The sequence below is a fragment of the Pseudoalteromonas arctica A 37-1-2 genome (genome assembly GCF_000238395.3).
GTDB lineage: Bacteria > Pseudomonadota > Gammaproteobacteria > Enterobacterales > Alteromonadaceae > Pseudoalteromonas > Pseudoalteromonas arctica.
Genome location: NZ_CP011025.1, coordinates 2,006,402 through 2,022,806 on the forward strand (window position 1 = coordinate 2,006,402; position 16,405 = coordinate 2,022,806).

Consider the following 16,405-nt stretch of genomic DNA (forward strand, 5'->3'; position numbering starts at 1 on the left):
ATGTGGGGCATGATGGCGAAGCCGCGCGTGTATGCGTCCCAGCGAACGTAGAGAGTGTGTTGATTGGGTTGTTATATTGCATGTTTAAACAACCTAGCTATTAGTTCTTTTGAGTATCAAGCAGCCAGTTATCGTTGATATTGCGCAGCTAATTAAAAATGAAGCAAATGCGGCGAATAAATAAAAAGGATCAAGCGGCCCAAGGTTTAAATATGCTGCAAGGTGAAAAACTGACGCACTGAGTAACCCCGAAACAAAGACCGCTATAACGAATTTTTTAATAAATAAATGAGACACAAGCGAGCAAATCGTCGCAATTGTGGCAAGAACAGCAATACCGAATATTCCATCATTCATTAAATTACCTTTGCAATATAACGCTTAATATAACTGGAAAATACGAGCGTTTTACAGCGAGTAGTTTTCCAGTTGATGTTTTTGTTAACTGCCATGAGTACACTCTAACTTAAAGCCATGTTCTACTGACTTTATAAAACGAGGATAACCATTGTCAGTTTTATAACTTACAGAAACTCCACCATCAAAGAGAACTACCGAAAACACAGGATTTCTATAAATGTTTCCTTGAATTGGAGTATTCCAATCTGTATCCCAACCGTGATTATTACTCTTTAACCATCTCACAATATTTAAATAGTCCATATCGTCAGAGTTTATTACTGCACCACAATATTCAAACTCACTAGGGATAAAGCGCGTTTCAATTTCTAGATTTTTGAAAAAATAAAAATAACATGCAGCAATAATTAAGATAACAACAGCCACAAAGGCACTAAAAGTTTTCAACAGAGTCCCGTTTGGCAGTTAACGCCCCAATAAGCCGCTGAAAGGAGCGCAGCGTATTGAGGTCGGATTAATTGGTTTGTTATGTGCCTAAGTCAATCGGCAAATATATATCGGTTATCATTTCACTTTCTGATACTTCTGGGAAAAAACTAACCCTTTCAAAAAAAACAGGAAAGTCCCGAACTTCAAAATCAGAATCGAGAAGCCATTTGGAGTACAGAAAGTTTACCACCGCGCCAATAGAGTCATCGCTGCCAATATGCCTAACTACTGCACATCTCCCAGCAGGGATTATTTTGCTCACGACTCCATAATCATTTGGCTCGACTTGGAAGTCAACAGAACAACAAAGATCAAACCTAAAATTTTCGGGGACTGTTACAGCAGGATCATCGTAAACCAAATTAAAGGTCTTGCTTTTATTTGGCAGAAGGTGGTTGATTTTTCTCCACTCAATGAATTTTTGTATTGTATTTCCTAACAGGTTTGGCGAACCTCGGTGCTCCATAACTGCAATTGATGTTTCAGGGAAATCAATCAGTTCCACTTTAAAATCAGGATTTTCATTCATAATTTTAGTCCTTAGCTTAATCACTGGTTCATATTTTGAACGCCAAGGAGTCCAATCAGGGGTTTTCCTAAATTCGAACGGACTTTTGTCAAAATGTTTTTTAAAAGCCCGAGAAAAAGCTTCATGACTTTCGTAACCATTCGCCAATGCAATATCAACAATCTTATCATCTACCCTATAGGCTAATTGGAAGGCTGCCTTTTTGAGTCGAAGTAATCTCACAAGCGATATTACGGGCATACCAAAGTGTGACGAAAATTGCCTATGAAAATGGTACTTCGATAAATATGCTAGCTGACAAAGCCTTTTAACATCAAGCTCCCCATCAAGGTTAGCATCAATATAATTGACTACATCTATAAACTGATCACGGTATTTGGTCATATAACTATTTCTCTCCTAAGCAACTCAATACTAGGAACTATTTAAATACGGATCTTGACCAAAGTTGCTGAGTTTGAAGGCACATAACGAGCCTGTAGATTAACTCGTTTTTAAATTTGTTTTTTATTGATAAACAAACCATAGCTGAGTTCCTATTTTGGTTCAATTGATTACTGTATTTTTACGCAGAATATAGAAGTGTTTGATATTGTTTTAATTGGCGTTTTGGAAGGGATTTCGGGTGTTTGAGTGGCTTTTATTTAGAGTAAGAGGGCTTACCCTTCTCAATGCATCGTGTTTTGCAGCTTTTCTATATTATGAACAAGGCAATACAGTTGCCGCAGTGTAAAGTAAAGGCATTCACTTTTGTTTGACCCCGTAAGGTCAATTTATTCATGCCTTTATTCACTGTAATGTTCCGCTTTTTATTTAAAAGAAAGCCGAGTCGTTTACCATTCTTTAATAAACCGCTATCTTCTTCCGATTGGACTGTCTATTTTTACTTTCATTTTGTCTACATAGCTCAGCTTTTTGCGTGATTCATTATTTATAATAATGCACTCTTCATACTGTTTTTATTGGCTTTTTTCACATTAATTAGGATGGGTGTCATCCTAATCAATACTACTAAGTGCGTAAAGTGCAAAATTTAGGATGGGTGTCTAGTTTATTACGATAAATAATTAAAATTGAAACTCCAAACATTACAATCCCTGAAAACTTAGAGTTAACTTTAAGTTTGACCAGTAATTTTCTGAAAAAGTACCATCCATTCTACTTACCCATCAAAATGCATAACGCTTTGCATAACCGCACATTTGCGAAGCGAAGCGTAGAAAATTGTCCGTGTTTATGCACTTTTTAGGTTTCATTTATAACTGCTTCTGCTGTAAATTTATGATCAAGTGCGTTCTCTACTAATTGCTTATATAAATTGAACTGCTGCTCTGCATATTTCAGTTCATACTGCTCTTTTATGTAAAAGTATTGCTCTAGATTGTTCTTATACAAAGCAAGGAGACCTTCTGCTATTTCTATTTCTTTATGAGCATACTGACCAAGTTCATACTTTGTTAAAGGTAGCGCTCTGAATAATTTAACATCATATCTCCATGGGTTTTTTTCTTTTTCATATCGCCACATATCAAGATAACCAGAAAGTTGATATATTTCCGTAATTTCTTTATCAAATTTAGGGTCTTCAATTAAGTGAGACGTAATATCTGATAGTGCCTGTATTTTATTACCTATTAATTTCCTAGTAGATTTTAAAACAGAGTTCGTGATTTCACTTTGCTTTTTAATCGGATCAAAACTTAGTGCAAACTCTATTTCTTCTTTTCTGGCTAAGTAAACACAATTTTCAATAACATTTACAAGATTTGAATCTGCAATTTCTTGAGGCAAACATGCTTCAGCATTTGAAACTAACTCAACCCCTGCATATTCATACGATTTTGCGACTAAACGAGAACAAAATTGCCTTGTTGTATCAAGCTTTGAGAATATTTTAGCCCCTGCATTTGCAGCACTTAACTTAGAATATGATGTGCCTACTTGTAAACGAGCGTACTCAATCGCTTTATTTATAGCTGATTGATTATTAACTCTAACGACCTTCACAAAACCAGGGTTGTCAATAACCAAGCGTTGTGTATTTCCAGAATGAACTCCTGCTAGATCTGAATGAATGTAGCTTGAGCCTCCAACATACAAAATAGCATGAGAATATTCTGTCCCAGTTAATTTTTGTATCATTTTACTTGGCTTTTCATTCGAACAAGTAAGGATAATGTCGCCTTGTTTTAATATTTCTCTATCTAAGAGATACATGACTCACCTTGAAACCTAACGAGCCTGTAGATTAACTCGTTTTTTATTTGTTTTTATTGATAAACAAACCATAGCTGAGTTCCTATTTTGGTTCAATCGATTACTGTATTTTTACGCAGCATATAAAGAAGTGTTTGGTGTTGTTTAAATTGGCGTTTTGGAAGGAATTACGAGTGGTTGAATGGCTTTTATTTAAGTTAAAAGGGCTTCCCCTTCTTAATGTATCGTATTTCAGCTTTTCTATATTATGAACAAGGCAATACAGTTGCCACACAATAAAGTAAAGGCATTCACTTTTGTTTGACCCCGTAAGGTCAATTTATTCATGCCTTTGTTCACTGTAATGTTCCGCTTTTTATTTAAAGGAAAGCCGGTTCAATACAGCCGAGCCGTTTGCCATTCTTTAATAAACAGCTATCGTAGCCCGATGAGAAGTTTTTAACGCAGTTAATTAGAACACTAGAATGTTCTACGTTTTAATTCAGCAGGTATACTACCCATGTTTTACAACAAATTGCCAACGCCGTTATTAGCCCTTTTTCAAGATTATAAACTCCCCGATTTAAAACAAAAAAGCATAACCCAAAGAGCTATGCTTTTAATCAACCTTAATCAAGTTCGGTTTACAAACGAATACCGCCGTCTATTTCTACCACGCGGCCGGTAAAAAAGTCGTTTTCGATTATGTATTGTGCGGTATGGGCAATTTCGTCGCTTTCGCCTAAGCGCCCTACGGGTGTTACTGCAAGCATACGTTGTTTGGCTTCGGGCTTCATGGCGTCGGTCATGGCGGTGCTTATTACACCTGGTGCAATAGCGCCTACACGTATACCAAAGCGGCCAAGTTCTTTAGCCCATGTGGTGGTAAGTGCCACTACGCCTGCTTTTGATGCCGCGTAGTTTGTTTGGCCTATGTTACCTGCGCGCGCTACGCTCGACATATTAACGATTACGCCGCCTTTACCTGATTCAATCATGTGGCTTGCAGCTTCCCGCCCTGCTAAAAACACACCTGTCAGGTTTACATCAATCACTGATTGAAATTGCTCAAGAGACATTTTTTTAACGACTTTACCGTCTTTTGCCTTTATAAACATGCCGTCGCGTAAAATACCGGCGTTGTTTATAAGCACGCCAATGTGCCCAAAATCGCTATTAATGGTATTGAATACGCTTTCTACTTCGCTCTCGGCGGTTACGTTTGCGGCATAACCTTTAATGTTGCCTGTGACACCTTCAAGCTGCGTGAGTTGCTCGCATGCGTTGTTTAATAAGTCTTGTGCCATATCTATTAAAGCAATGTTGGCACCCATAAGTGCAAACTTTTGCGCCATTGCAAAGCCTAAACCTTGTGCGCCACCGGTTATTACTACCGTGTTATTTTTAATTTCCACGCGTTGCTCCTACTTAGAAAACAGTTTATAAATGGCACTAAAGTCATCACTACCCGCACCTTGGTGCTGTAGCATAGTGTATAAATTTTTAGCCATTGAACCCATAGGGGTTGATGAATTACTTTGCTGCGCGGCTTCCATGGCAAGGCCTAGATCTTTAGCCATTAAATCGACCATAAAGCCTGGTTTGTAATCGTTACTTGCAGGGGCTGTATCCATTACACCTGGGCAAGGGTTGTAAAGTTCAAGCGTCCAGTTTCGGCCCGAACTTGCGGTCATAATGTCGCTAAGCACTTTAGGATCGAGGCCGTTGTTAATACCCATTTGCAGTGCTTCGCTGGTGCCTGCCATTAAAATACTGAGTAGCATGTTATTACATATTTTTGCTACTTGCCCTGCGCCAATATCGCCTGCATGAAATATGTTTTTACCCATATCACTCAACACTGTATTTGCTTTATCGAACGCTGCTTTTTCGCCGCCTACAATAAAAGTAAGTGTGCCAGCAGTTGCGCCTGCAACGCCGCCCGATACCGGTGCATCTACAAAGCTTATGCCTTGTTCACCAAGCGCACTGCCTACAATACGGGCTGATTCTGCATCTATTGTTGAGCAATCAATTACTAATGTATTTTTGCTCAGCACGTTAATTAAGCCGTTGTCGTCGTTATTACCTAAGTAAAGCGACTTAACATGTTTGCCCGCTGGTAACATACTAATAAGTACGTCAGCATTGGTTGCGCACTGCTTTGCATCAACCGCTGCTTTTGCGCCTTTGCTTGCAAACTCATTTACGACCGACTGGTTTAAATCGAACACGCTAACAGTATGCCCAGCTTTAATTAAGTTAGCCGCCATTGGGCCGCCCATATTACCTAAACCAATAAAACCTATGTTTAATTTACTCATAGTTGTTCCTTTTAGATACCAATTCTATTTAACAGCAAGCTCATTGAGCGGGTGATTTTCGCCAAAGCGGTTAGCAAAAAAGCTATCTATTATTGTTTGTGGTACATCACTAAGTGTTTTGTATTGCCAATTTGGCGCGCCGTCTTTATCTATTAGTAGCGCTCTTACACCTTCTTGAAACTCACCTACTTCGCCAGCGCGAACCGACATACCCAGCTCCATTTTAAAACACGCTAATAAGCTTTTGCCTTGGCTTGTTTTTAATTGCTCACTTACAAGTGCACAACTTAGTGGGCAGCCATGCTTAAGTGATTTTTGAGCGCGCTGTAGCCATTTATCGTCAGTGGTTAGCCCTAAAATGTAATCAACCTGCTCCTGCAAGGTTGTAAACTCACCCAATTTTTGAATCGTTTTTAGGTTAGCTTTTATATTGCCTTTTGGCATACGCGCAGATTGGTTGTCTAAATCGGTTAATAACTTAGTTAATCGCTCATGATTTAAGCTTGCGGTTTTGCCCCATTTAGCTGCTAAAATTTGCGCAAGCATGGCATCATATTTAGTGCTGTCGATGAAGTGATCGGCAAGCGATACAAAACGCGCGTCGTCGCAGTTAATTGATGCCGACGTTAGCCCTAAAAATAGCCCCACACTTTGTGGCATTTTATGTAAAAAGTAACTGCCGCCTACATCAGGGTATAAACCTATGGTTTGCTCTGGCATGGCAATGCGAGATGTTTCGGTTACAACGCGGTGGCTAGCACCGGCCATTAGCCCTAAACCGCCGCCCATTACTATGCCGTTACCCCAAACGAGGATAGGTTTATCAAAGGTATGAATAAGATAATCAAGCTTGTACTCAAGGGTAAAAAACTCTTCAACTAAGCTTGTTGGTTTACCTTGCGCCATTGCATGATGAAGGCTTACAACATCGCCACCGGCGCAAAATGCTTTATCGCCTGCGCCTTTTAACAAGACCATAGCAATAGCATCATCGTCTTGCCAAGCTCGCAATTGCGGTTCAAGTAACTTGATCATCTCAAAATTAAGTGCATTTAAGGCTTTTGGCGCATTGAGTGTAATAAGCCCAATTAAACTGCCATTTTCTGCGGTTGCGGTTTCAAATACCACGGGTTCATCAGCGCTATTTAATAATGTTAAAGCACTCATTAGCCATTTACCCAGTTAGCGCGGCGTTTTTCTAAAAAGGCATTTACGCCTTCTTGTTGATCTTCGGTATCAAATAAACCAACAAATAACTCGCGCTCAAGAGGCAATACACTTGCCATTGGTTGATGGCGCCCTTTTTGAATCAATGTTTTACATGCTGCAACTGAGCTAGGGCTTTGATCGGCCACTTGGTTGGCCAGTTTTAAGGCTGCCGCAAAGCTTTCACCCTGCGGTACTACTTCTTCTACTAAGCCAATTTGTAGGGCTTTATCAGCTTTTAAGCGCTCGCCGCATAAAATCATGCGTTTTGCCCAGCCTTCGCCTACAAGCCATGCTAAATTTTGTGTGCCACCAGCACACGGTAATAAGCCAACTTTAGCTTCAGGGAGCGCCATTTGTGCTTGCTCTTCCGCAATACGAACGTCGCACGCAAGCGCCACCTCTAAACCGCCGCCCATTGCATAACCATTAATGGCTGCAACCGACACGCCTCTAAAATTAGTAAGCGCTTCAAATGCTTCACCAAATACACGCGACATATCGGCGGCTACGCCTTTATCGCCACCAGCAAATACGTTTAGGTCGGCACCCGCGCTAAAAAACTTCTCGCCTTCACCAGTAAGTACCAATGCATAAATATTTTTATTATTATTAAGCTCATTAACGGTATTTTTTAAATCAACTAGGGTGTCTTTTGTCCAGGTGTTTGCTGGCGGGTTAGACATAGTTAAAATAGCAACATGACCTTCGGTTGTAAGTTCAATACTCGGATTAGATTTTGATTCTGACATACATTGCTCCTTATAAAACGTCGCTTGCAGACTCAGCTAAAATACGGCGCGCTATAATCACACGCATAATTTCATTAGTGCCTTCTAAAATTTGATGAACGCGTACATCACGTACATGGCGCTCAAGCGGGTATTCTTTTATATAACCGTAACCACCATGAATTTGCAGTGCGTCGTTACATACGGTAAAACCAACATCGGTAGCAAAGCGTTTAGCCATGGCGCAGTAAGTGGTTTTTTCAACGTCGTTATTATCAAGTTTAAATGCAGCAAGCCTTACCATTTGGCGCGCAGCTACAAGCTCGGTGTTCATATCGGCAATTTTAAATTGCAATGCTTGAAACGCAGCCAATGGTTTACCAAATTGTGTACGTTCTTTTAAATATTCACGGGCTGTATTAAGCGCCGCTTGCGCTGTACCAATTGAACATGTGGCAATGTTAATTCGGCCGCCATCTAGGCCTTGCATCGCAAATTTAAAGCCTTCGCCCTCTGCGCCTAATAAGTTATGCGCAGGAATGCGTACATCTTCAAAGCTAATTAGGCGTGTAGGTTGTGCGTTCCAACCCATTTTTTCTTCGGCTTTGCCATATTCAACGCCTTTCGCGTCGGCCGGGACTACAAATGCCGAAATACCCGCAGCGCCTTCGCCGCCTGTACGTGCCATTACCACTAATACTTCGGTTTCGCCAGCGCCCGATATAAACATTTTTGAGCCGTTAATAACATACTCATCACCCTCAAGCACGGCTTTTGTTTTAAGTGATGCGGCGTCTGAACCCGACCCTGGCTCTGTTAAACAGTAAGAGGCAAGTAACTCGCCCATTACTAATTGCTCTACGTATTTGTCTTTAACTGCATCGGTACCAAAACTTGCTACCATCCAGGTGGCCATATTATGAATGGTTAACATGGCCGTTGTTGCGGTACAGCCCATAGCAAGCTGCTCAAAAATAATGCTCGAATCTAAACGTGATAAACCAAGGCCGCCCGCTTCCTCTGGCGTGTATAAACCACAAAAACCAAGCTCGCCTGCTGCTTTAATCGTGTCTTTAGGAAAAATATGTTCGCGATCCCACTTTGCTGCATAGGGGGCAAGTTCTGACTCGGCAAATTGGCGTGCTGTTTGAGCAAAGGCTTGTTGATCTTCTGATAAGTTAAAGTCCATGTTAGACCTCTTTAATTGTGTTAGTTGTGTTGTTAGTGTCTCCCGTCACGGGAGTAGTTCGTGACGAGCGGCGAAGGCTTATGTGTGTTGTGTGTTGTGTGTGAAGTAGCCTTCGCGCCCATCTTTATTATTAATTATTCTTTTATTTATTCATTTTTTAATTACGATTATTTTAAGTTAATGCTCATATTTGGACCCGACGCAATGTCGTCTTCAAACCAACGTGAGGTAATCGTTTTAGTTTCTGTGTAAAAACGAATGCCTTGTTTACCGTACGTGTGAGTATCGCCATAAAACGAGCCTTTCCAACCAGTGAACGAAAAGAACGGAAGTGGCACCGGAATTGGCACATTAATACCTACTTGGCCTACTTCAATTTCGTGTTGGAATTTACGAGCCACTGCGCCGCTTGACGTAAATAATGAGGTGCCGTTACCGTAAGGGCTGTCGTTAATAAGTGCGATTGCTTCATCAAGCGTGTCTACAAACATACACGCCAGTACTGGGCCGAATATTTCTTCTTTGTATAAATCCATCTCTTTGGTTACATCGGTAAATAACGTTGGGCCAACCCAGTTACCTTGCTCGTACCCTTCAACCGTAAAGTCAGAACCATCAATTAAACAGGTAGCGCCTTGCTCTTTACCACCAGCAATGAGTGATAAAATACGTGCCTTTGCTGCTTTTGATGTTTGTGGACCGTATGCCGCGTTTGCATCATCCCACACGCCTGGGCGTACATTTTCAAAGCCTGCTTTAATTTCATCTACCCACTGACTTGCTTGACCTACAAATACAGCAACCGAAATACCCATACAACGCTGACCAGCAGCACCTACCGATGCGCCTACTAAGTTATTTACAACGTGCGATTTACTTGCATCAGGCATAATAACCATGTGGTTTTTAGCGCCAACACACGCTTGCACGCGTTTAAGATTTTGTGTGCCTTTAGAATAAATATAAGCACCTACACCACATGAGCCAACAAACGAAATAGCACGCACTGCTTTGTCTTCTAGTAAGCGGTCTACTTGTGGTTTTGTACCGTGAACAACTTGTAATACGCCTTTTGGTGCGCCGGCTTCAATAAATAGCTCTGCTAAACGCATTGGTGTAAGTGGATCTTGCTCAGACGGTTTTAAAATAAAGGTGTTACCACACACAATAGCCAGCGGGAACATCCAAAGTGGGATCATTGCAGGGAAGTTAAACGGGGTAACACCTGCACACACGCCAAGTGGCTGCATGTAAGAATACGTATCGATTTTACGCGCTACGTTTTCCATTGTTTCACCCATCATTAATGATGGCGCGTTAGCAGCTTGTTCTACTACTTCAATACCACGCCAAACATCGCCTTTTGCATCTTCAAATGTTTTACCCAATTCATGGCAAATAATGGTAGCAAGCTCATCGTGATGTTCTTTTAATAGCGCCGCGTACTTCATCATAATGCGAGCACGTTCAGTAATGGGTACGTCTTTCCATGTTTTAAACGTTTCAGAGGCTGAGGCTATTGCCGCGTCCATTTCTGATTCTGTGGTACATGGCACTTGTGCAAGTACTTCTTGAGTTGCTGGGTTTATAACATCGATAAGCTCTTTTGATGCTGATTGAATAAATTCGCCATTAATAAGTAGTGGTACTTGGTGCATGATTAAATCCTAGTGTGTGAGTTGTGTGTTCTCTTTTAAAATTGGTAGCGCCGCTTTGTTAGTATTATTAGTGCAGCGCTTTTATAGTTATTCGTATAGCTTTCTTATAACTGCTTAATACCTAGTTAATACGCTTCTACGGCCATAGCAACCGCTTCACCGCCACCAATACATAAAGACGCAATGCCTTTTTTAAGGCCTCGGTTTTTAAGGGCATGAATAAGCGTTACTAAAATACGCGCGCCGCTTGCACCAATTGGGTGGCCAAGTGCACATGCACCGCCATTCACGTTTACTTTGCTTTCATCAAGTTTTAACTCGTTAATCGCCAGCATGGTTACCATGGCAAATGCTTCGTTAATTTCCCAAAGGTCAACATCGTTTACAGCCCAACCCGCTTTTTCAAGCACGCTGCTTATTGCACCTACTGGCGCTACTGTAAATTCACTTGGTTTTTGAGAATGCGTGCTGTGCGCTACAATTTTACAAAGCGGTGTTAAGCCTTGCTCTTTTGCTTTTGATTCGCTCATTAATATAAGCGCCGCGCCACCGTCTGAAATTGACGATGAATTAGCGGCTGTAATGGTGCCGTCTTTTTTAAAGGCTGCACGCAGACTTGGAATTTTTTCTGGGCGGGCGTTACCTGGTTGCTCATCAATCGATACTGTTACATCGCCTTTGCGTGTTTGCATCGTGTGAGGTGCAACTTCGTCATCAAAACTGCCATTTTGTATCGCGGCTTTAGCTTTACTTAATGAGCCTAATGCAAACGCATCCATTTGCTCACGACCAATGCCGTATTCGTCGGCGGTGTCTTGTGCAAAACAACCCATTGCTTTGTTGTCGTAAGCATCTTCAAGGCCGTCGCTCATCATGTGATCTTTTATTTCGCCGTGACCCATTCGCATACCGCCACGTGCTTTTGGAATAAAGTACGGTGCGTTTGTCATGCTTTCCATGCCACCGGCAATAGCAGATTGAATAGAGCCTGCTTTAATTAAATCGTTTGCAAGCATGGCGGCTTTTAAACCAGAGCCACATACTTTGTTAATTGTTGTAGCGCCAGTGCTAAGTGCAAGGCCTGCTTTTAACATTGCTTGGCGTGCGGGCGCTTGCCCAAGCCCTGCTGGTAATACACAGCCCATAATTACTTCGTCTATTGCATCATTAGCTAAACCAGTTTGTGCAAGTGCACTGGCAATGGCGGTAGCGCCAAGCTCGGTAGACTGCGCATCACTTAACGCTCCCATAAAACCACCCATTGGGGTGCGTTTTGCTGCTACAATTACCACTGATTCTAAAGTCATAACTAACTCCGTTGTAATTTAATGCAAATAATTGTTAGTATATTTGCTCTATTAATTTAGTATTCATTTATTATTTAATACCTACACACAATACTAACGTTTACGCCAACGTCAACTAAAAACAGCTTAATTTTTAGTTTTATAAGTGTAAGCATTATTTTCCAGCTGTTAGGCCACACTGAGGAAATAAAATTAACCTACTGAAAATTAATAAAATAAGTCAACTCTTCGCGCCAACACTCCTTTATAAATAGTTTCAAAACACACCAAGCTTTACCTTTACGTAAACTTCACTTATATTGGAGTTATTCGAATGAGGTAAATACAATTATGAAACCAGATAATCAAACAAACTTTGCAAGCTCAGCCAAAATGCCGGCTAGTAATGAACAAACATTTAGCATTAGCGAACTCGCTAAAGAATTTGACATTACAACCCGCTCTATTCGCTTTTACGAAGATCAAGGGTTAATAACCCCAGAGCGTAATGGTCAAACACGTATTTATTCAAAACGCGACAAAGTGCGTTTAAAACTAATATTACGTGGTAAACGATTGGGCTTTACGCTTGCTGAAACAGGCCGTTTGTTTGAACTGTACGACGCTGATAAGTCGAGTGCTAAGCAGCTGGTTACCATGCTTGATTTAATAGCCGATAAAAAGTCTGACTTATCTCAACAAATGGACGACATTAAAGTTGTTCTTATGGAGTTGGTGACGGCCGAGCGCCGCTGCAGAGACACACTGAACAAAATAGACGAGTAAGTTTATTTTTAAAATAACAACACACTGACAACACACACGTCACACAGGAATGAATCATGAGCACTATTTCACTATATAAAGAAATGAACTTTGGCCTTGGCGAAACCGCCGATATGATCCGCGACCACGTAAATAGTTTTGCGAGTCAGGAGATTGCCCCGCTTGCTGAAAAAACTGATTTAGATAACGCTTTCCCAAATCAACTTTGGGCTCAAATGGGCGAAATGGGCGTACTGGGTATGACCGTATCTGAAGAACTTGGCGGCGCCGGTTTAGGTTACTTAGAACATGTTATTGCTATGGAAGAGATTAGCCGTGCCAGTGCCTCTATAGGTTTAAGCTATGGAGCACACTCAAATCTGTGTGTTAATCAAATTAACCGTAACGGCACACAAGCTCAAAAAGAAAAATACTTACCAAAGCTTATTAGTGGCGAGCACATTGGTGCTCTTGCAATGAGCGAGCCTAATGCGGGCTCTGACGTTGTATCAATGAAACTTAAAGCCGAAAAAAAAGGCAATAAGTACATTTTAAACGGCAACAAAATGTGGATCACCAATGGCCCCGACGCACACACACTCGTTATTTACGCTAAAACAGATTTAAACGCCGGTGCTAAAGGCATTACCGCGTTTATTGTAGAGAGCAACTTTCCTGGTTTTTCTACGGCGCAAAAGCTCGACAAACTGGGCATGCGCGGCTCAAACACCTGTGAGCTAGTATTTGAAAACTGCGAAGTACCCGAGGAAAACATTTTAGGTAACTTAAACGAAGGCGTTAAAGTACTTATGAGTGGCCTTGATTACGAACGCGTAGTGCTTGCAGCAGGCCCGCTTGGCATAATGCAAGCGTGTATGGATATAGTAGTACCGTACATTCATGAGCGTAAACAATTTGACACTCCTATTGGTCAATTTCAGTTAATTCAGGGCAAAGTAGCCGACATGTATACACAAATGAATGCTGCGCGCTCATATGTGTATACGGTAGCTCGCTCTTGTGACCGTGGCGAAACAACCCGTAAAGATGCAGCCGGTGCCATTTTATATGCAGCAGAGCTTGCGACTAAAATGGCGCTTGATGCGATTCAAATTTTAGGCGGCAATGGCTACATAAACGAATACGCAACGGGCCGTTTGCTGCGCGACGCTAAACTATACGAAATTGGTGCAGGTACATCAGAAATACGCCGCATGCTTATTGGCCGCGAACTTTTCACTGAAAGCCGTTAAGGATTAAACCATGACGATTTTAAAATCGAGCGTTAATCCTCACGATCCAACGTTTGTGCAAAACCATAAAAACATGTCGGCGCTGGTGGATGATTTACGCAGTAAAGTAGCAACAATTAGCCAAGGCGGAGGCGCTGCATTAAAAGAGCGCCACGAAGGTCGTGGTAAATTATTTGTTCGCGACCGTATAAGTACATTAATTGATGAAGGCTCACCGTTTTTAGAAATTTCACAATTTGCTGCCTTTGGTGTGTACGAACAAGCAATACCGTGCGCCGGTGTTGTAGCCGGTATTGGCCGTGTTAAAGGCATTGAATGCATGATTATTGCAAACGATGCCACGGTTAAAGGCGGTACGTATTTTCCGCTTACCGTTAAAAAGCATTTACGCGCACAAGACATTGCAGAGCGCTGCCACTTACCGTGTATTTATCTTGTTGATTCGGGCGGTGCTAACTTGCCTGAGCAAGACGATGTATTTCCGGACAAGTTGCATTTTGGTCGTATTTTTTACAATCAAGCCCGTATGTCGGGTAAAGGAATTCCACAAATTGCCGTGGTAATGGGGTTATGTACCGCAGGTGGTGCGTACGTACCTGCTATGGCCGATGAAAGCATTATTGTAAAAGATCAAGGCACTATATTTTTAGCAGGTCCGCCGCTTGTAAAAGCAGCAACGGGCGAAGAAGTAACCGCCGAAGAACTAGGCGGCGCCGATGTGCACTGTAAAGTGTCGGGTGTTGCCGATCACTACGCTGAAAACGATGCTCATGCACTTTCTATTGCGCGCCAATGTATAGAACGTATTAACTACACACGCCCCACTGCGCCGTTACTTAAACAAGAGCTAGGAGATGTAAAACCACCGCGTTACGATATTAACGAGCTTTACGGCATTGTAGGCACCGACCTTAAAAAGCCGTTTGATGTACGCGAAGTAATAGCGCGCACTGTAGATGACTCATCATTTGATGAATTTAAACGCTATTTTGGTGAAACGCTGGTCACCGGTTTTGCCAGCATTTATGGCAACCCCGTTGGCATAGTGGCTAATAACGGTATTTTATTTAGTGAGTCGGCGCAAAAAGGCGCGCACTTTATTCAGCTGTGTGCTCAGCGCAATATTCCTTTAGTGTTTTTACAAAATATTACCGGCTTTATGGTGGGTAAAAAATACGAAGCCGAAGGCATTGCTAAGCACGGCGCTAAAATGGTGATGGCGGTTTCGTGTGCTGATGTGCCTAAATTTACAGTACTTATTGGCGGCTCTTACGGCGCAGGTAACTACGGAATGTGTGGCCGTGCATTTGAACCAACCATGATGTGGATGTGGCCTAATGCCCGTATTTCTGTCATGGGCGGCGAGCAAGCAGCGGGTGTAATGGCGCAAGTTAAACAAGATGGTTTAGCGCGTAAAGGCCAAAGCATGAGCGAGCAAGAAATCAGTGACTTTAAAAAGCCAATTATTGATCAATACGAAGAGCAAGGTCATCCGTATTACGCAAGCGCTCGTTTGTGGGACGACGGCATTATAGACCCTGCCGATACGCGTAATGTATTAGGGCTTGCGTTAACGGCTGCGAATAACGCACCAAAACGTGATTCGAAATTTGGCGTATTTAGAATGTAACCGGAGCGCAAAATGTCAGTAACACTACAAATAACAAAATCTAATGTGGCTGTACTTGTATTAAGCCGCCCAGAAAAAAGAAACGCATTTAACAGCGAAGTAATACATGAGCTGATCCAATGTATTGAACATGCAAATACGCTTGATATTCGTGCTTTGGTTTTAAAAACAGAAGGTAAACACTTTTCAGCCGGTGCTGATTTAGCTTGGATGAAATCGATGGCGGATAACAACTACGCCGATAATCTAGCCGATTCAATGCAGTTAGCTAAATTAATGCAGGTATTAGCAAGATCCCTTCATCCTACAATTTGCGCTGTGCAAGGTGCTGCTTTTGGTGGTGCACTGGGCTTAATTGCCTGTTGCGACATAGCCCTTAGTAAAGACGATGCGCAATTTTGTTTAAGTGAAGTAAAGCTTGGCCTTATTCCTGCGGTTATTAGCCCGTATGTAATTAAAGCCATTGGTGAGCGCGCTGCTCGCAGATACTTTTTAACGGCTGAAGTGTTTGATGCCCATACTGCTAAGCAACTTGGTTTAATTCATCAAGTAACCGGTAATTTAGACTGTGCGCTCGATAACATGCTGCAAACGCTGATTGATAACGGACCTGTTGCAGTAAAAGCCGCAAAAGCATTAATTAACGATGTAGCAAATAAGCCAATTACCGATGAACTCATTGAGCTTACTGCTGAGCGTATTGCAAAAATTCGCGTATCTGAGGAAGGTCAAGAAGGGCTAAGTGCCTTTTTTGATAAACGCCCACCACAATGGCAACTGTAGGATTAA

At 41.8% G+C, this 16,405-nt stretch carries 15 protein-coding genes and 2 pseudogenes; 4 read left to right on the forward strand and 13 right to left on the reverse strand.

The genetic code is table 11. The annotated features are described in order from the left end of the window. Positions 1–93: 93 nt before the first annotated feature. From PARC_RS09060 to PARC_RS09110, 13 genes and pseudogenes are all read right to left on the reverse strand, one after another. Positions 94–357 (reverse strand): hypothetical protein, encoded by a 264-nt coding sequence (locus PARC_RS09060; RefSeq protein ID WP_010552829.1) that lies wholly within the window; start codon positions 355–357, stop codon positions 94–96. A gap of 84 nt (positions 358–441) precedes the next feature. Next, positions 442–807, reverse strand: coding sequence for a hypothetical protein (locus PARC_RS09065; protein ID WP_010552830.1), 366 nt, complete (start codon positions 805–807; stop codon positions 442–444). Between the two features lie 79 nt (positions 808–886). After that, a complete protein-coding gene (locus PARC_RS09070; RefSeq protein WP_010552831.1) occupies positions 887–1,762 on the reverse strand; it encodes an AraC family transcriptional regulator in 876 nt (291 codons plus the stop codon). A gap of 284 nt (positions 1,763–2,046) precedes the next feature. After that, positions 2,047–2,310, reverse strand: a pseudogene (locus tag PARC_RS22060) (transposase); the annotation flags it as partial. Positions 2,311–2,623: 313 nt separating this feature from the next. Next, on the reverse strand, positions 2,624–3,595 hold the full coding sequence (locus PARC_RS09075) for a YiiX/YebB-like N1pC/P60 family cysteine hydrolase (protein ID WP_010552832.1): 972 nt from the start codon (positions 3,593–3,595) through the stop codon (positions 2,624–2,626). A gap of 229 nt (positions 3,596–3,824) precedes the next feature. Next, a pseudogene (locus tag PARC_RS22075) lies at positions 3,825–3,990 on the reverse strand (transposase); the annotation flags it as partial. 228 nt (positions 3,991–4,218) lie between these two features. Then, on the reverse strand, positions 4,219–4,989 hold the full coding sequence (locus PARC_RS09080; RefSeq protein ID WP_010552833.1) for an SDR family oxidoreductase: 771 nt from the start codon (positions 4,987–4,989) through the stop codon (positions 4,219–4,221). 9 nt (positions 4,990–4,998) lie between these two features. Beyond that, the gene (gene mmsB, locus PARC_RS09085; protein ID WP_010552834.1) at positions 4,999–5,898 is read right to left on the reverse strand and encodes a 3-hydroxyisobutyrate dehydrogenase; all 900 of its coding nucleotides are present in this window, start codon (positions 5,896–5,898) and stop codon (positions 4,999–5,001) included. 24 nt (positions 5,899–5,922) lie between these two features. After that, positions 5,923–7,065: an enoyl-CoA hydratase/isomerase family protein gene (locus PARC_RS09090; protein WP_010552835.1), complete on the reverse strand. Its 1,143-nt coding sequence runs from the start codon at positions 7,063–7,065 to the stop codon at positions 5,923–5,925. Then, entirely contained in the window at positions 7,065–7,856 is a 792-nt protein-coding gene (locus tag PARC_RS09095; RefSeq protein WP_021032051.1) for an enoyl-CoA hydratase, read from the reverse strand. The genes PARC_RS09090 and PARC_RS09095 overlap by 1 nt, the downstream gene beginning before the upstream one ends. A gap of 10 nt (positions 7,857–7,866) precedes the next feature. Further along, a complete protein-coding gene (locus PARC_RS09100; RefSeq protein ID WP_010552837.1) occupies positions 7,867–9,024 on the reverse strand; it encodes an acyl-CoA dehydrogenase family protein in 1,158 nt (385 codons plus the stop codon). A gap of 167 nt (positions 9,025–9,191) precedes the next feature. Beyond that, a complete protein-coding gene (locus tag PARC_RS09105; RefSeq protein WP_007376568.1) occupies positions 9,192–10,682 on the reverse strand; it encodes a CoA-acylating methylmalonate-semialdehyde dehydrogenase in 1,491 nt (496 codons plus the stop codon). Between the two features lie 125 nt (positions 10,683–10,807). Further along, positions 10,808–11,989, reverse strand: coding sequence for a thiolase family protein (locus tag PARC_RS09110; protein ID WP_010552838.1), 1,182 nt, complete (start codon positions 11,987–11,989; stop codon positions 10,808–10,810). Positions 11,990–12,319: 330 nt separating this feature from the next. On the opposite strand from PARC_RS09110, the gene PARC_RS09115 reads away from it, so the two are divergent. The 4 genes from PARC_RS09115 to PARC_RS09130 are packed head-to-tail and all read left to right on the forward strand — an operon-like array spanning position 12,320 to position 16,399. Continuing rightward, positions 12,320–12,754, forward strand: a complete 435-nt coding sequence (locus PARC_RS09115; protein ID WP_007580242.1) for a MerR family transcriptional regulator — start codon at positions 12,320–12,322, stop codon at positions 12,752–12,754. Between the two features lie 56 nt (positions 12,755–12,810). Next, a complete protein-coding gene (locus PARC_RS09120; protein ID WP_033012679.1) occupies positions 12,811–13,986 on the forward strand; it encodes an isovaleryl-CoA dehydrogenase in 1,176 nt (391 codons plus the stop codon). Between the two features lie 10 nt (positions 13,987–13,996). After that, entirely contained in the window at positions 13,997–15,616 is a 1,620-nt protein-coding gene (locus PARC_RS09125; protein WP_010552840.1) for a carboxyl transferase domain-containing protein, read from the forward strand. 12 nt (positions 15,617–15,628) lie between these two features. Further along, on the forward strand, positions 15,629–16,399 hold the full coding sequence (locus PARC_RS09130; protein WP_010552841.1) for an enoyl-CoA hydratase/isomerase family protein: 771 nt from the start codon (positions 15,629–15,631) through the stop codon (positions 16,397–16,399). Positions 16,400–16,405: the final 6 nt, after the last annotated feature.